This window comes from Streptomyces sp. MB09-01 (genome assembly GCF_033794505.1).
Classification (GTDB): domain Bacteria; phylum Actinomycetota; class Actinomycetes; order Streptomycetales; family Streptomycetaceae; genus Streptomyces.
This window is the reverse complement of sequence record NZ_JARAYQ010000011.1, coordinates 1-18,773: the sequence shown is the minus strand read 5'-3', so window position 1 is coordinate 18,773 and position 18,773 is coordinate 1. Positions and strand designations below refer to the sequence as shown.

The 18,773-nt window shown below is 70.0% G+C and carries 16 protein-coding genes; 10 read left to right on the top strand and 6 right to left on the bottom strand.

The window, feature by feature from the left end:
- Nucleotides 1–15 precede the first annotated feature (15 nt).
- Nucleotides 16–1,968, top strand: a complete 1,953-nt coding sequence (locus tag PV721_RS04040; protein WP_319721393.1) for a DUF3732 domain-containing protein — start codon at nucleotides 16–18, stop codon at nucleotides 1,966–1,968.
- Nucleotides 1,969–2,110: 142 nt separating this feature from the next.
- Here PV721_RS04040 and PV721_RS04035 read toward each other — a convergent pair whose 3' ends face one another.
- Both PV721_RS04035 and PV721_RS04030 read right to left on the bottom strand, forming a co-directional pair.
- The gene (locus PV721_RS04035) at nucleotides 2,111–3,091 is read right to left on the bottom strand and encodes a hypothetical protein (RefSeq protein WP_319721392.1); all 981 of its coding nucleotides are present in this window, start codon (nucleotides 3,089–3,091) and stop codon (nucleotides 2,111–2,113) included.
- A 58-nt stretch (nucleotides 3,092–3,149) separates the two neighbouring features.
- Complete coding sequence (locus tag PV721_RS04030) at nucleotides 3,150–5,663, bottom strand: tetratricopeptide repeat protein (protein ID WP_319721391.1); 2,514 nt, start codon at nucleotides 5,661–5,663, stop codon at nucleotides 3,150–3,152.
- Between the two features lie 185 nt (nucleotides 5,664–5,848).
- Between PV721_RS04030 and PV721_RS04025 the strand changes: the two genes are divergently transcribed.
- The gene (locus PV721_RS04025; protein ID WP_319721390.1) at nucleotides 5,849–7,330 is read left to right on the top strand and encodes an HNH endonuclease; all 1,482 of its coding nucleotides are present in this window, start codon (nucleotides 5,849–5,851) and stop codon (nucleotides 7,328–7,330) included.
- A gap of 796 nt (nucleotides 7,331–8,126) precedes the next feature.
- On the opposite strand, the gene PV721_RS04020 is transcribed toward PV721_RS04025, so the two are convergent.
- The gene (locus tag PV721_RS04020; protein ID WP_319721389.1) at nucleotides 8,127–9,092 is read right to left on the bottom strand and encodes a pirin family protein; all 966 of its coding nucleotides are present in this window, start codon (nucleotides 9,090–9,092) and stop codon (nucleotides 8,127–8,129) included.
- Between the two features lie 105 nt (nucleotides 9,093–9,197).
- Between PV721_RS04020 and PV721_RS04015 the strand changes: the two genes are divergently transcribed.
- From PV721_RS04015 to PV721_RS03990, 6 genes are all read left to right on the top strand, one after another.
- Nucleotides 9,198–9,548 carry a tetratricopeptide repeat protein gene (locus PV721_RS04015; protein WP_319721388.1) on the top strand — a complete coding sequence of 117 codons (351 nt, stop codon included), beginning with the start codon at nucleotides 9,198–9,200 and terminating at the stop codon, nucleotides 9,546–9,548.
- A gap of 410 nt (nucleotides 9,549–9,958) precedes the next feature.
- Complete coding sequence (locus PV721_RS04010; protein ID WP_319721440.1) at nucleotides 9,959–11,152, top strand: methyltransferase; 1,194 nt, start codon at nucleotides 9,959–9,961, stop codon at nucleotides 11,150–11,152.
- A 28-nt stretch (nucleotides 11,153–11,180) separates the two neighbouring features.
- A complete protein-coding gene (locus PV721_RS04005) occupies nucleotides 11,181–11,942 on the top strand; it encodes a MerR family transcriptional regulator (RefSeq protein WP_319721387.1) in 762 nt (253 codons plus the stop codon).
- A gap of 107 nt (nucleotides 11,943–12,049) precedes the next feature.
- A complete protein-coding gene (locus PV721_RS04000) occupies nucleotides 12,050–12,688 on the top strand; it encodes a DUF6230 family protein (protein ID WP_319721386.1) in 639 nt (212 codons plus the stop codon).
- The gene (locus tag PV721_RS03995; protein ID WP_319721385.1) at nucleotides 12,679–13,182 is read left to right on the top strand and encodes a DUF6114 domain-containing protein; all 504 of its coding nucleotides are present in this window, start codon (nucleotides 12,679–12,681) and stop codon (nucleotides 13,180–13,182) included. Before PV721_RS04000 ends, PV721_RS03995 begins: the two co-directional genes overlap by 10 nt.
- Entirely contained in the window at nucleotides 13,179–13,835 is a 657-nt protein-coding gene (locus tag PV721_RS03990) for a hypothetical protein (protein ID WP_319721384.1), read from the top strand. Before PV721_RS03995 ends, PV721_RS03990 begins: the two co-directional genes overlap by 4 nt.
- A 19-nt stretch (nucleotides 13,836–13,854) precedes the next feature.
- Here the strand turns inward: PV721_RS03990 and PV721_RS03985 are convergent, their stop codons facing one another.
- Entirely contained in the window at nucleotides 13,855–14,715 is an 861-nt protein-coding gene (locus tag PV721_RS03985; protein WP_319721383.1) for a helix-turn-helix transcriptional regulator, read from the bottom strand.
- A 139-nt stretch (nucleotides 14,716–14,854) separates the two neighbouring features.
- Between PV721_RS03985 and PV721_RS03980 the strand changes: the two genes are divergently transcribed.
- Both PV721_RS03980 and PV721_RS03975 read left to right on the top strand, forming a co-directional pair.
- Nucleotides 14,855–15,589, top strand: a complete 735-nt coding sequence (locus PV721_RS03980) for an SDR family oxidoreductase (protein ID WP_319721382.1) — start codon at nucleotides 14,855–14,857, stop codon at nucleotides 15,587–15,589.
- 26 nt (nucleotides 15,590–15,615) lie between these two features.
- A complete protein-coding gene (locus tag PV721_RS03975; RefSeq protein WP_319721381.1) occupies nucleotides 15,616–16,101 on the top strand; it encodes a nuclear transport factor 2 family protein in 486 nt (161 codons plus the stop codon).
- Between the two features lie 50 nt (nucleotides 16,102–16,151).
- On the opposite strand, the gene PV721_RS03970 is transcribed toward PV721_RS03975, so the two are convergent.
- A complete protein-coding gene (locus PV721_RS03970) occupies nucleotides 16,152–16,916 on the bottom strand; it encodes a metallophosphoesterase (protein WP_319721380.1) in 765 nt (254 codons plus the stop codon).
- A gap of 136 nt (nucleotides 16,917–17,052) precedes the next feature.
- Nucleotides 17,053–18,773 (bottom strand): hypothetical protein (locus PV721_RS03965; RefSeq protein ID WP_319721379.1); only part of this gene is annotated, 1,721 nt, incomplete at its 5' end.

The following is an 18,773-nucleotide window of genomic DNA, read 5'->3' as shown; positions in this document are numbered from 1 at the left end:
AGTCCCAGAACCGCCATGCAGCTGCTTGCCCTGGCCCTCTACCCCCAAGACAACAGGAAGACCCCCAGGGTCCTGCGGTTCCGCCCCGGCCGGCTGAACATCCTGACCGGCGAGTCCGAAACCGGAAAATCCGGCATCCTCGCCATCATCGACTTCTGCTTGGGCCGTAGCAAGCCCGGGCTACCCGATAACCCCATCGACCGTACCGTCGGCTGGTACGCGGTCTTGGCCGAGTTTCGTGACGGGCGCCGGATGGTTCTCGCTCGGCCTCGACCGGCCGGCGAGTCCACGACCGAGGCGTTCGTGCGCTCTGGAGACCAGACCCTCGCTCTTCCCCGCGCTGATGAATTCAACGTCAACTCGAACGCTGCCGCGCTGCGCGGCGAAGTGAGCGCACACCTCGGGATCGAGGACTTCCGCTTTCAGCCTCCAGCGGGCGCCGCCCGCTACCCCTTCGACGTCTCGGTAGCCCAGGCCGCGTTGTTCTGTTTCCAGAACCAGGACGAGATTGCAGCTTCAAAGACTCTGTTCCACCGTCAAACCGAGGACGGCATGGCGCAAGCCATCAAGGACACCCTGCCCTACTTTCTCGGGGCAGCCGGCCCCGAACAGGCCCTGCGGCAGTACCGCCTAGTCGAAGCCCGCCGCGAGGTACGCACGGCGCAGCGCAAGCTGGACGCCTCCCTGCGGCAGCGCGAGGTCTTGGACACCAATGGCATTGCCTTGCTCAGGCTCGCTCAGAACGAGGGGCTTCTCACCGACGTTCCCGCGGCCCCTGATGCCGACACAGTGCAGTCCCTACTTTGCAAAGCGCTCGCGGTCCCGCCCCTCGCTCCGATCAATACCGACATCGGTGACCGACGTCAGGAGCTGAATGAGGAACGTCGGACGCTGCGGGCAAAGCTCCAGGAGTTCGACGCTGCCCTGGCCACCGTCGACCGTTGGCAACGGAGAAGCTTCGACTTCACAGGAGAACTGCACCTCCAGGTGGACCGGCTCAAGACCCTCGACCTTCTGGGGCCTGAACGGGACCACGACACCGACGTCTGCCCCATGTGTACCCAGCCCCTCGAACACCCGGATCCGTCAGCCCAGGACATCACGAGGCTGACGAGCCGACTCTCGGAGGAGCTGGAGCAGGCAGCCGGCGTTCAGCCCGTACGTCAGGAGCATCTTCGGGCCCTCCAAGCCCAACGTAACGGCCTCGCCGAGCGCCTCAAGACCAACGGGTCACTTTTGAAAGAGCTGATGGCGAGCGATGAAAACATGGCGCGTCTGCAGGAGCAGCATCTGCGAGCAGCGCACCTTCAAGGACGCATCGCGCAATCCCTTGCTCATGACCGCAGACCTACCGACGATGTCAGTCAGCTGCGCAATGCGCTGGCATCCGCGCAAGAAGTCGTCAGTGTTCTCGAAGAACACACGGCTAACGATGACGTCCCCGCCGAGACGGAACGCCGTCTAGCGGACATCGCCGCTGATCTGACCCCGTGGGCGCGGCGGCTGAATCTTGGACAGTCAGCTGACCCGAACGAGGCGGGCATCAGCTTCAAAAAACTCAGCGTGGTCATCCGGCGCGCTCACGACCGTCTGCCTCAGGAACGCGTTGGCAGCGCCAAGAACTACATCGGCTACCACCTCGTGGCCCACCTAGCTCTGCACACCTACCTACGCCGCCACCACAGGCCCGTCCCCAGCTTCCTCGCGCTCGACCAACCCACGCAGGCGTTTTTCCCGTCCAAGCCCCGTGACGCGTCCACTGTCCCGGACGCCGACTGGTCCACAGTCACCGAATACTTCCGACTCCTCAACGACGTCACGGAACTCCATCAAGGCGATCTGCAGATCATCGTCTGCGATCACGCCAATCTTTCCGACGACTGGTTCCAAGAGGCCGTGATCGAGAACTGGAGGCCCAACGACGACGGCACACGTAACGCGCTCATCCCGCCCGACTGGCTCAGCTGAAATTCGTCCACCACCCTGGCGGCGGCACGCGCGGCGTTAGGCCGCTGCCTCATCTTTCCCGCGCCCGCCCACATACAGACTCAGGGACAGCCACCTGCCCCGGTCGGGAGCACCGGGGAATTCGGCCGCGGGTCGAGATCCGCTAGACCCGCACGACGATGATCCCTGCAACGCGATCGGCGATCTCAGGCGGAGGGTCTCCCGCCAAGCATTGCTCGACGTAGGTGGGCAGGGTGTGGCGCAGTCCTCGGAGGGTGTGTTCGAAGTAGGAAGCTCTGAAGTGTGCTCGCCACCCGGGAAGGTTGGGGAACACACTCGCTGCGTCCGGGTCGATGAGCGGTGGAGCGGATCTCACGGCGGAGAATTGCATGCTGGCCATCCTCAGCACCGTGTCGAAGATGTGTCGGGCGACTTTTCGTGCCCCGACCTGGCCAGCGGACAGGAACTCCCTGAGTCCGGGGTCGGCGTCTGTCAGGTCGAAGATGCGGTGCAGCGGGTTTCCGTAGCCGTAAGGCTTGCTTGCCGTGAAGTCGATCAGCGGCTTTGCCCACTGGCAGAAGACCTCCGCAGCGCTGGCCTGCGCGTAGACGGGGACCACCGAACTCATGAGAGCCACTCGTTCGGCCAACAGGGCGGGCACGAGCGTCACGGCCGCGCCCTCGCGTTCGTAGCACGGCAGTCGGCTGGAGTGATCTGCCATACAGCCCAACTGTGCTTGGTAGTCCCGATCGCCCGCGTACAACATGTAGCCGGCCGGGACTCGGAGAAGGTCGGCGGTCTGGAACAGCGCCTGCATCTGCCTGCCGTCGCCGTATTGGAAGTCGATACTGGAGCGCCGCCCTCTCCGCTTGATGTTCTTTGCCTGGATCAGGCACCCGAAGGACTCGCCGGAGCGGTCCACCCACCACCAGATATAGTCCGCCCCGACCTGGCGCTCCTGCGGCCGGTTAAACCTCACGGCTGTCACCTCGGGACGGATCAACATGCAGAGGCGCTGGGTGATGTACTCCTCGTCCCAGCGGCCCTCGTCAGCGAGAAGCTGCCCCATTTCCAGCTCGACCTGGGCCGTGGCACGGCAGAGGGCCAGATGCACCGGCGAGGCAGCAGAACCCTCGTTTCTCACGGCCCTCTCCATTCCTCGCTGCCAACGTGGCCCGACGACGACTTCAAAAAAGATCTGCTCATTCTCCGGAGGCCGAAGCTTGAGTGGCGTTCAGCACCGACATCAGCAGGGCCGCGTCATTGTCGCCAGCGTCTGCCGCACAGCGGAGGACCTTCCGGAGATACGGCTGGTCGGCGGGGTCGGTCAGCACCGTCGCGAGTGCGATCGCCGCATTGGGGTCACCTGCTTCAGCGGCCGCCTTCCACTGCGCAGTGGCTTCCTCCTGGCGGTCTGTCTGGCATAGCACGTCGCCGAGATGGAAGAGGGCTTCCTTGTGTCCTTCCGCTGCCGCCCGGCGGAGGAAGTCCTCGGCCTCGGTGAGGCGCTTCTGCCTCTTGAGAAGGAGGGCCAAGTTGTACAGGGCGCTGGTGATTCCGGCATCGATGGCTTCCCGATAGAGCGGCTCGGCAAGGTCCGGACGATCGTCGTCCTGATGGAGGTTCGCCAGATTGAAGCAGGCACGGGCATCACCGATGTTGATCGCGCGCCGGTACCATCGCGTTGCCTGCAGCAGATTTCCTTTCGCCTTCTCCGCGTTGGCCAGGCAGAAAATCGCGTCTCCATCGCCGGTTTCTGCGGCCTGCCGTAACAAGGGTTCTGCCTCGGTCCATCGGCCCTCCTCAAGTAGCAGCATCCCCCAGTTGGTCAGGCTGCTTGCGTCCCCAGCGTCGTACGCACGCGCATACGCAGCCTTGGCCTCGTCAGCTCGCCCAAGCTCGTCCAGGAGCACCCCAAGGTTGTACTCGGCGTCAGGGGCGCCGGCCAGGGCAGCGCTGTGCAGACAGGTCTCGGCGCAGGCGTACTCGCCCCGATCCTTCAAGAGCAGCCCGAGGTTGTTCCAAGCCTTCGCCTGCCCCCGTGCACCCGACTTCCGGTATGCCTCTTCGGCTTCTTCGTGACGGCCTGTCTTGCACAGCAGGTTGCCGAGGTTCAGCAGGACCACTGCATCCTCAGGGTTCGCTTGGGTCCGGAACACGTGCTCGGCTTCTTCGTGTCGGCCCAGGTCGGCCAGTGTGACACCGAGGTTGTTCGCGGCCTCGTTGAGGCCGGCGTCCGCCAGTGATCGCCACAGGAACACGCCAATGGAAGGGGCATGAGTACTGGCATTGAGCGCCACCTTGAACATGTCGTCCAGATCGCCGGCCGCGCCAAGCGCCTGAAACCAGGTGAACGGGTGGACCGTGACGCTATCTTCGTCGGCCGCGGCGGCCAGCTGGGGATGGGCCGTCCAGGCGTCCTCGCCCGCAGGCAGCAGCATGCTGCTAACGCCGAAGCGCACTTTGCCAGCCCACGACAATGCGTCATCGGCCGGTTCGGGGCGCAGTACGGGACCGCCGCTGTCCGCGAGATAGGGCAGGTGGGCTTCGAGGAGCCGCGAGGTGGACAACGGGCCTGCGAGGCCGACCCGGACGAGGTCGATACCGGCCCGGATCATTGCCGCCCCCCGCGGCTGCCCGCCCGCCCGGTCGGCCAGCTTCAGTTCCTGCCACAGCCAGGGTCCAGCGGCCAGGCATTCGGCAACTCCGATGGCCGGGTCGGCCGTCGCCGCCTGGACGACTCGTGAGTCCGGCGCCGCAGCCGCCCGCTGGCGCTCGGCCAGGCTCCAGCGCCGATCGAGCACAAGCGTCTGCATCTGACGCAACACGGGCGAGCCGTGCCAGTGTTCGTGGGCCGACGCGTCGAGCGTGGCCAAGACAATGGCCCTCGCGCGGCGCAATTCCCCGAGCCCGTGTGGCGTGAGGCAACGGCCGTCCTCCAGGTAGCGGTGCAACTCGTCGAGCCACAAGACGCAGGGCCCCGCTGCCGCAATGATGCCTGGGATCAGCAACGGGACGTCGCCGGGCTGCATGGGGTGCACCAAGCGGTGGCCGGGCAGCTCCGCGCACAAGGCTTCGTAGAGTGTGCGGGTCTTGCCCGCAGCGGAATCCCCCACGAGCACGAGCGCTCCGCCTGACTCAGCCGCCGCTCGCATCCGATCTCGCACGACAGGATCGATGTCACGCGCTACATAGGGAGGAATGTCGCCGCTTTCGGGCACGGCGAGGCCGGCATCGATCGGGCTGGTGTCCGCCACCCGAGGCCAGTTCAGCAGGGCAGCCAACGGCGCTTCTGGCTGGAACAGGGCGTCGATAGCCGGGTGTTGGCAGGACTTGGTGTTGAGCCAGTTCAGATCGTGGCAGTCCAATGGGAAAGGGAAGCCGTCGCGGAGTCCATCGAACCAGTCCCACTCTTGCGGGGTGAGACGGAGTGGTACGACGAGAGTCCAACGCGTGGGCTCGCCCTCAGCCGCTCGTTTCAGTGATCCCTCCACCTGACGGCGCTGGACCGGCTTCAGACGCCCCGTGAAGCTCTTCACCTGGAAGACATGGCGTCCGCCTCCCTGTAGTAGAAGGACGGCGTCCTCCCCTCGGTCACCTCCGGAACCGTCAACGTGCCTAAGGCCGGGATAGACCATGGCGAGGAGCATCGTCACGCCCTCTTCGAACGCCTGCCGTCCCCCGGCGAGCTCTTCCCAACGCGGCAGCACACCCATGGATCCAGTGTGCTGCGGCACGATGAGGCGCACTGCTGGATCACGGGATTCACCGATGCAGTCCTTGCCCCTTGCGGAAGGGTTCGTTGGGCAGCACCGCCCCTCCCGGCCGCAGTCAGGGCCGTCGGGCAGACTCAACAGGGGCGGCGACGCTGCAGGCGCGGAGCCGAGATGGGGGTAGGGCGATGACGGACGACGACACCTTCTATCGAGGGCCGCTCGGGGAAGTGGCTCAGGCCGAGGCCGGCTCGGCGGGTGTGGATCCAGGGGACCTCTATCTGGCGGCAATCAGCTGGTGGTCTGCGGCCGTTGCGCCTGCGGTCTCGGTCAGTTCATGGCCGGACGCCCCGGTGACGGTCTGGACGTCTCTGGTGCGTTCTGACGTGTCCGAGAGCGACTTGCTGCATCACCTGGTCCACCGCCTCCTCAACGGGCCCGGCCCGTTGGCAGTCCACCCCGACGTTACGGACCAGAGGCTGCTCAGTGCGGCCTCCCACGCCACCCGCCGTGCGGACAGCGCCGGCGCAGGCACGCCCACGTTTCTCCTGACCGGTTCGCCGTTCACATCAGGTCGCGGCGGCTCCAGAATCAGCACGTCACTGGAAGGGCACTTGCGACAGGCCTGGGACGGGCGACACACCCTGCCCACGCGGGGCATCGGACGCTACCGGGCAGCCAGGAGACCCGTTCCACCGCACGTCGGATCCCTGTGGGACTTGTCCGCAAGCGAATGGCGGGGCTTCCTTTCCACGGACGCCGCCACCTATTCGCGCGTCCTGCACTTCGCCCGGCGGCCAGCGCCTGCCCCACGCCCCAACCCGTCGTCGGGCAAATGGCGTGACGAGCTGGCAACGGCGTACGGCTGGGCCTTCAACACCCGACCGATCCTGACCTACACCACTCGCGCAAGGCGACAGTGGCACGCAATTCGCGAGGCCGAGTGCAGCTGGGATGCCACCCTGCCCGAGCAGTACGCCGACTTCTTCGTCCGGATCGGCGATCACGTCTCCCGCGTCGCCGGAACGCTCGCGGCTACCGAACGCACCGCCATCCACAGCACGCACATCGAGGCCGCCTGGTCACTCGCCCGCCGCGCCGTCCTGGACACCGCGCACCTCGCCGCCATGGACCACAGCACGGTGGAGCCGGTCGTCAAGGACCTGGACGACCGGCTCTTCGGCATGGAAGCACTTGAGGGAGAAGCCCCTGCAATTCGCTCAAACACGCCTGAATCCGAACCATGGTGGCCGTCCGGCAGAGGCATGCACAGGAATCGGCCGCAGACCGGCAGCAGTGCCGTGCGCAAACTCAAGCAGTGGTACCAGGACCGCTGTCAGATGTGCGCCCAAGTCCTGGCCCTGCCCTCACCACGCCATCGCTATAGCGAAGCGGCCCACATCCGGGCCAGAGAGGACAACGGACCCGACATCGTCGAGAACCTGTTGTGCCTCTGCCCGACCTGCCACGTCCTCTTCGACGCGGGAGCACGGGTCCTGACCGACGACCTCACGATCATCGACACCGTGACGGGCCAGTCCGGGAAAAGGATCGAACTCCACCGGTGGCACTTCATCGACTCCCGGTACGTTCGCCACCACCGTCAGCGCTGGGCTGGCAACGACCTGACGCCGCCCGCAAGCGAGCCGTCGGCGCCACCCAAGCTCTGAGGCCCTCCACCGACGGCCATCGCTTCGAGACCTGGCCCCGGAAAGACAGTGCGCCCTCTCTCTCGCCCCACAACCAAGATCCGGGCCAGTTGCGGGCCAGCACCGGCCAGCCGAAGGCAGATACCTTCATTTTGCCTGATCAGGAGCGGTGTGGCACGTGTACTACCAGCACTCGAAGAACCTGCTTACAGCCTCGACGTCCGCACCCCGTACGACGCCCTTACAGCAGGGCAGGCGACCTGCCCGCCGATATCGGCCCGGCGCGCTCACAGCGGCTGAGCCCACAGCTGGAACGCGCTCGCTTTTGAACTACCTCGCATGCCAGCACCCGGACCTCGACCCCGGATTACCAGACCTGCACACCCGGGGTCAGACACACGTGGCATTCATCCGCTGTCCCCTTCCCGGGAGACCGGTTCGACGACCGCTGCACGGGTTGTCGGCTCCCCACAAGCGGTAACGCCCAATCCATCAGACTCTCGGTCCGGCCTTTGCGGAGCGCAGCGGGCAACCCGACTGGCACGTAGCCGGGAACAACTTCCAGACAAGCGCCGAGCGCAGACGAAGCCGATTCGACGTCTGTACCTGCCCGAAGCCTCACCTGGCATAGCGTCAGGAAAGTCAGCATTGGGTCAGCATTCGTAGACACACACCCACCCACGGACGCCCACAGAGGGGGAAGGCCCCGCACCCTCGAAGGGCAAGCGCGGGGCGTGATCGGAAGCGCCGAGGCTTCGACAACCGGAAGGTGCGCGACCCGCGCCCTGCCGGACCGCATCTCTCTAGTTATCGCAGGTCAGCGCACTCGGCTGCGTGGTTTGAGGTGGGCCGGGGGCAGGTCAGGAGCCAGAAGTGGAGGGCCGTCATACCCCTTCACCTCGCCGAATCTCGTCCCATTCATCCAGTCCTCGCGGGCCTGTGCGATATCCTCGTGGGAGCGGCCAATCCAGTTCCAGAACATCACGATCTCCTCCTCGAACGGCTCGCCGCCCAGGAGCATCAGGCCCGCGTCCGACGAGGCGCGCAGGGGGAGTTCCGTGCGGCCGCAGCCCAGGTAGAGCATCGAGCCCGGGAGGACCGGGACGCCGTCGACGTGGGCTTCGCCCGACATCGACAGGACCGCGTACTCGAAGTCCGGGTCGAGCGGGAGGCGGGTCTCGGTGCCTGCCGTGAGGTTCAGGTCCGCGCCCACGATCGGGGTGTACGCCGTGCCGGGCGAGGTCGCCGTGTCCAGGGTGCCCAGGATGACCGTCGCCGTCAGGCCCGGGGCCGTGACGTGCGGGAGTTCCGCGTGGTGCTGGAAGTGCGGCTCGACATTGCGGTGGGCGTCCGGCAGGGCCACCCACAGCTGGGCGCCGTGGAGGAAGCGGGCGTGCGGGCGCGGGCTCTCCTCCGAATGGCTGATGCCGCGGCCGGAGGTCATCAGGCCCAGCTCGCGCGGGCGGATCGTCTCGAGGCTGCCCTCGCTGTCGCGGTGGAGCACCTCGCCCTCGTGGAGCCAGCTCACGGTCTGCAGGCCCGAGTGCGGATGGGGCGCTACCTGCATGCCGGGCTCGTCGGCGATGTCGTCCGGGCCGTAATGGTCCACGAAGCACCAGGCACCCACCATGCGGCGGCCCAGGTTCGGCAGGAGTCGGCGGACCTCGGTGGACTCTCCGAGCTTGACCGTACGCGGGCTGAGGAGCTCGCGCACCGGCTCGGCCACGACGAAGCCGCGGCCGCCGCAGGCGGAGAGAGCGGGCTGGCGTTCGAGATTGCTCATGCGGACAACCTAGCCCCGCGGCGGTGGCTCCGGCGGGTGGAATGTTCCACCGCCCAGGCGTGTTGGAGGCACCGGACGGACCACCTGAACGGCGGAAGGGACGCGATGAACGCGCCGGCGACGTACTTCGAGCACGGAACGGCAGCCGAGCGCTGGGCGCGCGCCCAGCTCTTCTTCGAGGCGAGGGAGTACGCGACGGCTGCCCGCATCCTGGAGGGGCTGGCGGGCGAGGTGCCCGAGCAGCTGGCGCCCCGGCTGCTGCTGGCCCGCGCCTACTACCACTCCGCCCAGCTCTCCCGTGCCGAGCACGAGCTCCGCGCCATCCTGGAGCACTGGCCGGTGGAGGACTACGCGCAACTGATGCTCGGTCGCACGCTGGAGCGCCTGGGCCGGGCCGCCGAGGCCCGTCCGTACCTGCGGGTGGCCGCCGCGATGGCGGGCGACTTCCCGGAGTAGACGGAGTGGACGGGAGTAGCCGGAGTGGACGGGAGTAGCCGGAGTGGACGGGAGTAGCCGGCGTAGCGGGTGGACCGGCCGGCACACACGCCTGCTTACGCCCGGCCCGTGCATGCGGCGCCGCGCCCCGCCCCGAGCGGTAGTCCGGCGCCGCACCTGCCGGACCTCCGGCCCCGCCCGACCGGGCGCCCGACCCGCACCCGTCGGATGTCCGGCCGCGCCCCCCGAGCGGCCGCCGGGCCCGCACGTGCCGACGTCCAGCCCCGTCCGAGCGGACGCCCAGCCCCCAGACCTGCCGGACCTCCAGTGCCACCCCGAGCGGGTGCCCGGTCCGGTGCATTCGGTCGCCCGGCCCCGTGCATGCGGGGTCCGGCGGTCGGCTCGGATAGCCTGGGTGCCATATGAACCGCCTGACCACACCCTTCGGCTCCTACGAGCTCACCCGCTTCCCCGAGGACCCGCGCGACCGGCTCCGTGCCTGGGACGCGGCCGACGAGTACCTGCTGCGCCACCTCGACTCCGGTACCGGTGAGCGCGGGCCGGTGGATCTGGCCTCCGCCGGCCAGATCACGGTGCTCGGGGACCGCTGGGGGACGCTGACGACGGCGCTCGCCGCGTACCGCCCGACGCAGATCACCGACTCCGCCCTCACCCGCTCCGCCACCGCGGCCAACCTGGACCGCAACGGGATCGGGACGGCCAAGGCGACGGTGACCCTGCTGACCACGCAGGACCCGCCGCCCGGGAAGATCGACGTCCTGCTGGTGCGCGTGCCCAAGAGCCTGGCGCTGCTGGAGGACCAGCTGTACCGGCTGGCCCCGCACGTGCACGCGGGCACCGTCGTGGTCGGCGCCGGCATGGTCAAGGAGATCCACACCTCCACGCTGCGCCTCTTCGAGAAGATCCTCGGCCCCACGAAGACCTCGCTCGCAGAGAAGAAGGCCCGGCTGATCTTCTGCACGCCGGGCACCCCCGGGGCGACCCGCCCCACGACCCCCGGGCCGTGGCCGCTGACGTACACCGTGGACGAGGACGCGGGGTCGGGCTCCGGCCTGACCGTCGTCAACCACGCCGGGATCTTCTGCGCCGACCGGCTCGACGTGGGCACCCGCTTCTTCCTGCAGAACCTGCCGACCAACACCGACGGGGCCCGGGTCGTGGACCTCGGCTGCGGCAACGGCGTCGTCGGCACGGCAGTCCAGGTCCACGATCCGGACGCCGAGGTCGTCTTCACCGACGAGTCGTACCAGGCGGTCGCCTCGGCGCAGGCCACGTACCGGGCGAACGTCCGCGAGGGCCGGCGGACCGCGGAGTTCCTCGTCGGAGACGGGGTGGCCATGCTGCCGCCCTCGTCCGTGGACCTGGTGCTGAGCAATCCGCCCTTCCACTCCCACCAGGCCACCACGGATGCCACGGCGCTGCGCATGTTCGCGCAGTCGCGCAAGGTGCTGCGGCCCGGCGGCGAGCTGTGGATCGTTGCGAACCGGCACATGGGCTACCACACCCACCTGCGCCGGCTCTTCGGCAACAGCGAAGTCGTCGCGAGCGAGCCGAAGTTCGTGATCCTGCGGGCGGTCAAGCAGGATCGCCCGCGGCCCATGTGACCTGCCGGTAGCTCCTACACTCTGGCCCGTGAGCAGCCAGGTGGAGGACGGGAGCGGTGGCGGGCGCTACCGCCGGGAGGACGTGGCCCGGGCGGCCGGCGTCAAGGTGCGCAACCTGCGCTACTACCAGGAGCGCGGGCTGCTGCCGCCGCCGCGCCGGGAGGGCCGGATCGCCTGGTACTCCGACGACCACCTGACCCGGCTGCGCCTGATCAGCGATCTGCTGGGGCGCGGCTACACGGTCAACGGGATCGCGGAGCTGCTGCAGGCGTGGGAGGAGGGCGGCGGCCTGTCCCGACTGCTGGGCCTGGAACGGGAGATGACGCGGGACTGGGTGCAGGAGGAGCCGGTGACGATGACCCGGGCCGAGCTGCGTGAGCTGTTCGGCCCGACGGCGACCGCGGCGGACACCCGGCGGGCGGCGGAGCTGGGCTACGTGACGGTCGACGGGGACCGGGTCACGCACCCGAGCCGCCGGCTGCTGGACGCGACGCTGACGCTGGTGCGCCTGGGGGTGCCGCTGGCGGAGATCCTGGACGTCGGGGAGTTCGTACAGACGCAGGCGGCGACGGTCGCGGACCGGTTCGTCGGGCTGTTCCGGCGGCATGTGATCGGTACGGAGGGGGCGGAGGGCCTGGAACTGCTTTCGGCCACCCGGCTCCAGCACATCACCGCGGCGGTGGCGGCGCTGCGGCCGGTGGCCGGGGAGGTCGTGGCCACGGAGTTCGCACGGGCGATGGCGCGGCGGGTGGATGCGGAGGTCGCCGAACTGCTGCGTACGGAGCAGTAGGAGTCGGCTCAAAGGGTGCGCTCGCACAACCTTGCCAACCTCCATTGGCACTCTTACATTCAACTCGTCGGTAACAACGGTGCACAGCCGAAATAAGGGACGATCCCATGACCGGTTCCCCCCATTTATCCGACGAGCGCGACGAGCGCAGTGACTCCGGCCGCGTGCGCTGGCGGCGGTTCGCCGCCTTGACCGTTCCCGCCGTCGCCGTCACCGCCGGCCTGGGCATCGCCCTCGCGCAGGGTGTGCTGGCCGCCTCCTTCGCCGTGTCGGGCCAGCAGTTCAAGGTCTCGGCGAGCAGCCTGGAGGGCGAAGGATTCGCCCAGTACGGCAGCGTCGACGTCAACGCCCGCGAGGAACTGATCCCGGTGGCCGTCACCGCCATCCGGGAGGCCAGGCTCCACAACCTCTGCCAGTCCGTGGTCACCACGCTCCCGGTGGTCGGTGACATCTCGCTCAACCTCACCGCCGGCCGCAAGGCCCCGGTGGAGGCGAGCAACCTGTTCGTCGACGCGACCCAGCTCGCCGGCGACGCCGTCTTCAGCAACATCGAGATCGGGCGGGACGCCTCCACCCTCGACAAGGGGCCGGCCGAAGCGCAGGGCATGCAGGACCTCTTCGCCCAGCAGGCCGACACGGTCCGCATCACCGGTCTGCAGCAGACGGCGTGGGCGACCAACGCCGGCACCTTCAAGCTCTCCGGGCTCAGCATGAACGTCAGCAAGGGCAAGAAGGAATGCTTCTGAGCCGTCGGCGGCGGTGGCAACGGTGGCGGCGCAGCAGGCCCTTCTGGGGCGGGCTGCTCGCGATCCTTGCCGGGGCGTGGATCTGCGTCCTGCCGCTGGCGCCGCTGAAGGTCATGCTCCAGCAGGGGGTGGCGGGGATCCCGTCCGTCCTGATGGGCATCGTGATGATCGTGCTCGGCCTCACCACCTGGTTCTCCCCCGCTCAGCGCACGCTCGCGGGCGTCCTCACCACCCTGATCGCCACGGCCGCGCTGGTCCTGTCGAATCTGGGCGGTTTCCTGATCGGAACCCTGCTCGGCATTCTCGGCGGCGGCCTGATGTTCGCGTGGCAGCCGTACGCCGCCCAGCGCGCAGCCCCGCGCGCCGGGGAACCGAAGTCCGCGGCGGAGTCCGTGTCAGGCACCGGGAACGCGGAGTCCGCCGTGGGCGCCGCGGCGACCGCCGCGCCCCCTCCCCCCACCTCGCACCACGATCCCCAAGGAGTACAGCCATGAGCCGTTCGCGCACCGCGCTCGCCCTCGGGGCGGCCTCCGCCGGAGCCCTCGCGCTCGGCGCGGTCACCGCCCCCGTCACCGCGGCGCCGTTACCCTCGGCCGGGTCGACCACCGTCACCCCGGCCGGGCACGCCTTCCAGGCCACCCTCAGCGGGAAGGCCACGCTCAAAGCCGGTTCCGTGACGGTGACGTGCACGGTCTCCGTCGCCACCGGCACGGTGCCGGCCGCCCCCGGCAACAGCAACCCGGCCGGGCCGGTGTCCTCGCCGATCTCCGCGCCGACGTACAGCTCCTGCACCTCCAGCATGCCGGGCGTGACCCCCACGGTCACGACCTCCGGCGCGTGGACCGTGTCGATGCAGGACGGCTCCCCGATCACCGCCACCATGGGTCTGCCGGTCGGCGGCCTGGTGGTCAAGACGACCGGGCTCGCCTCCTGTACGGTCACCGCCGCCCCCACGGCCCCGGCGAGCGTCGGCGGCACCTGGGCCAACGGCGCCCCGTCCAGCCTGACCTTCACCAACGCGTCCGTACCGGTCAAGGTCACCGGCGGGTTCGGCTGCCCCACCAGCGCGACCTCGTCCACCTTCAACGCGGTCTACCGGGTCGCCGACACCACCGATCCGGCGCAGCAGATCACCGTCGGCCCCTGACCCCGTTACCCCCCTCCGCTCACGCCCGAGCCCGTCCGGTCCGGTGAACTCCGGTGCCGGACGGGCCGGTTGCGTTCAGGCTGCCGAGCAGCGAGAGCGCGTGGGAGCCGGGGCTCCCTGGTTCCGCGTGGTAGATCACCACCTGCTGGCCGGGCGCTCCCCGTACGTCGAAGGACTGGTAGGTGAGGGACAGGGCTCCCACCTCCGGGTGCACGAGTGCCTTGGCGTCGAGGGTCTTTCCGTAGACGGTGTGCGCAGACCAGAGCCCGGCGAACTCCTCGCTCGTCGCGGCGAGGAGGCCCACCAGTTCGCGCAGGCGCGGGTAGTGCGGTACGAGGCCGGTGGCCTGGCGCAGGGCGGCGACGACCGCTTCGGCCGCCCGCGGCCACTGTGCGTAGAAGGACCGTCCGGCGGGGTCGAGGAAGGTCATGCGGGCGAGGTTGTCCGCCTCCTCGAACGGCGAGAAGAGCGCGTCGGCCAGGCCGTTGGCCGCCAGCAGGTCCAGCGCCGGGTTGAGGACGAAGGCCGGGGTGTGCGCGTACCCGTCCAGCAATTGGCGCAGCATCGGGCTGACGGTCTCACTCGGCCGTGTCCGCTGCCCGTCCGGCAGGGTGCCCGCCAGCCGGAAGAGGTGGTCGCGTGCCTCGTGGTCCATGCACAGGGCGGAGCCGATCGCTTCGAGGATCTGTGGCGAGGGGCTCTGCTCGCGGCCTTGCTCGAGGCGGGCGTAGTAGTCGGTGTTCATGCCGGCCAGGACGGCGACCTCCTCCCGCCGCAGCCCGGCCACCCGGCGCCGGCCGTAGGAGGCCAGCCCCACGTCGTCGGGCCGCAGCCGTGCACGGTGCGCGCGAAGGAAGTCCCCGAGGGCGTTGCCTGTCATCACGCCAGGCTAGACCGCTCCCACGGCGCGTGCCCGGGTGCGCCGTACCCAGGCACAGCCCGTCCTGGTCCTTCCTTCCGCCGCCGCCCAGACTCCGCAGGGCGAGCCGGCCGAAAGCCGGCCACAAGGAGGAACAGACATGAAGCAGACCGCCATGACCGTGGCCGTCACCGGCGCGAGCAGCGGCATCGGGGAGACCACGGCACGTCGTCTGGCCGCGGACGGGCACCGGGTCCTGCTCGGTGCGCGCCGTACCGGCCGGCTGGAACGGCTGGTCGAGGAGATCACCGGGAAGGGCGGCACCGCCGCCTTCCGGGCGCTGGACGTCACCGACGCGGCGGACGTGCGCGCGTTCGTCGATGCGGCGTGCCGCGAGTACGGCCGGATCGACGTCCTCGTGAACAACGCGGGGGTGATGCCCCTCTCCCCGCTGGCAGCGCTCAGGACCGACGAGTGGGACCGCATGATCGACGTGAACGTGCGGGGCGTCCTGCACGGGATCGCCGCCGCCCTGCCGGTGATGCGCGCACAGGGCGGCGGGCACATCGTGAACATCGCCTCCGTGGGCGCCTACGAGGTCTCCCCCACCGCCGCCGTCTACTGCGCCACCAAGTTCGCCGTCCGCGCGATCTCCGAAGGCCTGCGGCAGGAGTCCGGCGGGGACGTCCGGGTCACCCTCGTCTCGCCCGGCGTGACCGAGTCCGAACTCGCGGACGGCATCTCCGATCCGGAGGCCAGGGAGGCGATGAAGGCCTACCGCGCCGTCGCACTGCCCGCCTCGGCCGTCGCGGAGGCGATCGCCCACGCCGTTTCCCAGCCTCCCGAGGTCGACGTGAACGAGATCGTCGTCCGCCCGGCCGCGAGCGCCCGGTGACCCCCGCCGGGAGGGAGGGCGCCGAAGTGCTGCCCACGGCCGCCGAGTACGACAGCCTGGTCCGGAGGCTGCGGAACCTCGAGGACAAGGAGGCTCTGCGCACCCTCCTGATCCGCGGCTGGCGGGCCCTGGACCGCAAGGACTGGCAGACCTGGATCGACTGCTGGGCCGACGACGCGGTGCTGGAGTTCGGGCCGTGGGGCGAGACCCGCGGCAAGGAGGCGATCCGGGCGACGGTGGAGGAGGCGGAATCGCCCTACCCGGGCATGCAGCACCACCTCCTCAACATGCACTTCGAGGTGGAGGGCGAGCGCGCGAACGGCATCGGCTACATGTGGTTCGTCGCGGTCACCGCGTCCGGGTCGACCTCCGGCACCTACTCCATGGGCGGCCCGTACACCTGGGAGTTCCGCCGCGGGCCGGACGGCTGGCTCCTGGCCCGCCAACGGCTCGGCGTCCTGTGGACCGGCGGGGAGGACGCACTCCGGACCTTCGAGCCGGAAGTCCCGTAGCCCCCCGCCTTGCTGACCCGGCCCCCGACCCGGACCCGTGGCGGAAGCGGCTACCGCCGGTCCACGACCACCCGGTAGTGGGTCGTCAGCCGCCCGTCGTCGCCGAGCAAGTGGAAGGCGACGGCCGGCGGTTCGTCCAGGTGGACGTGCTCGGAGCCGGCCGAGGGGTGCTCCCACGGGAGCCGCAGGGTGGACACCACGCCCGGCGCCACCAGCACCGGCCGCCCCGCGAAGGTGGTGGCGGCCGCGGTGTGGGCGTGTCCGCACAGGAACGCGGTGAGGTGCGGGTGCCGTCCTGCCAGTTCGGCGAGCCGCTCCTCACCGAACTGGCGGATCTCGTCGACGTACGGGGTGTGCAGCGGTACGGGCGGGTGGTGGAAGGCGACCAGGACCGGGGTCTCCCGCGGGGTGTCGGTCAGTACGCCGTCCAGCCAGGCCAGCGTGGACTCCTCCAGCAGGCCGTGGTCCGCGCCGGGTACGGAGGAGTCGCACACCGCGAGCACGAAGCCGGCGCCGCGCAGCACCTGGTCGACCGGCGCCGCGGACGGGGCCTCCTCCCCCAACAGGACCTGCCGGAAGGCGGTCCGGCCGTCGTGGTTGCCGGGGCAGACCACCAGCGGGTGCCGCGAGCGCAGCAGTTTGGCGGCCTCCTCGTACTCGGTGCCGGCGGCGTGGTCGGCTATGTCCCCGCTCACCAGTACGGCGTCCAAGTCGTACGGCAGACCGTCGAGGTACTCCATGACGGCGCGGGTGCGGTCGGCCGCGCGCGGGCCCCCGTCGAGATGGATGTCGCTGAGGTGGGCGATCACGATCACGAGCGGTGTCTCCTTCGTCTCTGGTCAAGAGATGCGATTGGCACCCATTCAACAGGGCGGCCCGCGGCGGAACTCAGACAGAGTCAGACGGATTCAGGCGGATTCAGGCGCCGTTGACCCGGGGCCGGGCCGGAGGTCAGGCGGTCTTCCGCGGGCGCGTGCGGCGTACCAGCACCCAGCCGCCCGCCGTGAGGACGACCGCGCCTGCGGCGAGGGAGGCGACGGTGGCACCGGTGGATGCGAGCGCGCCGCCGGTGGGGGTGGCGCCCGTACCGCCGACCGCACCGCCCACCGAGCCCCCTGCCGAGCCGCTCACCGAGCCGCCGGCGGCGCTTCCGCCGGCACCGCCCGCAGCACCGCCCGAACTGTCGCCCGGACCGTCGCCCGGACCACCTGGGCCTCCGGTCGTGCCCCCGGACGTGCTCCCGGACGTGCCGGAGCCGCCACCGGCCCCTCCCGTGGACGCGCCGCCGCCGGTCGTCGTGTCCGCGGCGGTGACGGTGACCGTGGCCGCATCGCTGCGGGCGGTCCCGGCGTCGTTGGTGAACTCCGCCCGGTACCGGCTGCCGCTGTCGGCGGCCGCCGCCGTGAAGGTGTGGGTCGGCGAGGTCGCGCCCGGCACGGCCCGCCAGGTCCGGCCGGCGTCCGTACTGACCTGCCAGGCGACGGCGGGCCGCGGGTTCCCCTCGGCCTGCGCGGTCAGCGAGACCTCGGCTCCGGCGGTGACCGACCGGTCCGCCGGGCTCCGGGTGACCTCCGGGGACGTGGACCGCTCCAGCCGGGTGATCCTCGCCCCCGCCGGGTCCGAGACGAAGACGACCGCGCCGCCGGGCTCGACGGCCACGGCCGCGCTGCCCAACTGCCCGTGGTTCCCCGGGAGTACGACGGGCTTGGCGGCCTCCTGGAGGTCGCCGGTGCGGTGGACGGTGAGCGTTCCGTTGCCGTCGCTGCCCGGCTGGGAGGTGTCCCCCGCGTCCTGCCACACCACGAACGCCTCGTGCGTGGCGGCGTCGAACCTCGCCGCGCGGGGCAAGTCGACACCCTCGATGGTGCGCAGCCGTTTGCCCGTCGCGTCGTGGACGACGACGGAGGTGTCCAGCCCGACCCAGACCGCGCCGGTCCCGGGATCCACCTCCGTGAATCCTCCGAAGCCCTCTCCCGCCGGGAGGTCCACGGTCTTGGTGACCTGGAAGGCGGCGGTGTCGATCCGGTACATCCGGCGGTTGCCGACGTCGGTGAACCAGACCGCGCCGCGCGCCGCGTCGACGGCGAACTCCTCGCCGCCCTCCAGGGTCACGGACCGCTTGACGGTCGCGGTCGCAATGTCGACCTCCGACAGTACGGAGCCCTGCGCGACCAGCACCGACGAGGGGGTGAGCCCGGGGGCGGCGTCGGTGACGGCCGCACCCGGCACCCACGCGCCCGCCGCCGCGGCGTCGCCGTCCTTGGCGGTGCCGATGCCGCGCAGCGGATAGACGAAGACGGCGCCGTCGCCGGGCAGCGGGGCGACGAGCTGCCGCACGGCCCGTCGGCCGAGCGTGCCGGTGGGGCCCGGGGCCTGCCCGACGCTGCTGCGCAGCTTGCCGTCGGCGGGGTCAAGGACGTGCAGCCCGCCCTCGTTCGCGTCGGCGGTCTCGGGGAGGTCGTCCGAACCGACGTACAGCTTCTTCGAGTCGGGGTGCAGCAGCAGGTCGCGCGGTTTGCCGGCCGTGGTGAACTGCGCCACAGGCCGGTACGCGACGGCGCCCTGCGGTACGTCGGCCCCCTCTCCCCCGGCGGCCGAGGCGGGGCCGGCGGCGGCCGAGGCGAGCACGAGCGCGAGCACGGCGCGGGCGGTGCCCGTGCGGCGGCCGGGGG

Bases quoted from the DNA above. Each gene is read 5' to 3' on its own strand.
- PV721_RS04015 (WP_319721388.1), top strand. From the start codon at position 9,198: ATGAACGCGCCGGCGACGTACTTCGAGCACGGAACGGCAGCCGAGCGC.
- PV721_RS03980 (WP_319721382.1), top strand. From the start codon at position 14,855: ATGAAGCAGACCGCCATGACCGTGGCCGTCACCGGCGCGAGCAGCGGC.
- PV721_RS04040 (WP_319721393.1), top strand. From the start codon at position 16: ATGCAGCTGCTTGCCCTGGCCCTCTACCCCCAAGACAACAGGAAGACC.
- PV721_RS03995 (WP_319721385.1), top strand. From the start codon at position 12,679: ATGCTTCTGAGCCGTCGGCGGCGGTGGCAACGGTGGCGGCGCAGCAGG.
- PV721_RS03985 (WP_319721383.1), bottom strand. From the start codon at position 14,715: ATGACAGGCAACGCCCTCGGGGACTTCCTTCGCGCGCACCGTGCACGG.
- PV721_RS03990 (WP_319721384.1), top strand. From the start codon at position 13,179: ATGAGCCGTTCGCGCACCGCGCTCGCCCTCGGGGCGGCCTCCGCCGGA.
- PV721_RS04030 (WP_319721391.1), bottom strand. From the start codon at position 5,663: ATGGGTGTGCTGCCGCGTTGGGAAGAGCTCGCCGGGGGACGGCAGGCG.
- PV721_RS04000 (WP_319721386.1), top strand. From the start codon at position 12,050: ATGACCGGTTCCCCCCATTTATCCGACGAGCGCGACGAGCGCAGTGAC.
- PV721_RS04025 (WP_319721390.1), top strand. From the start codon at position 5,849: ATGACGGACGACGACACCTTCTATCGAGGGCCGCTCGGGGAAGTGGCT.
- PV721_RS04020 (WP_319721389.1), bottom strand. From the start codon at position 9,092: ATGAGCAATCTCGAACGCCAGCCCGCTCTCTCCGCCTGCGGCGGCCGC.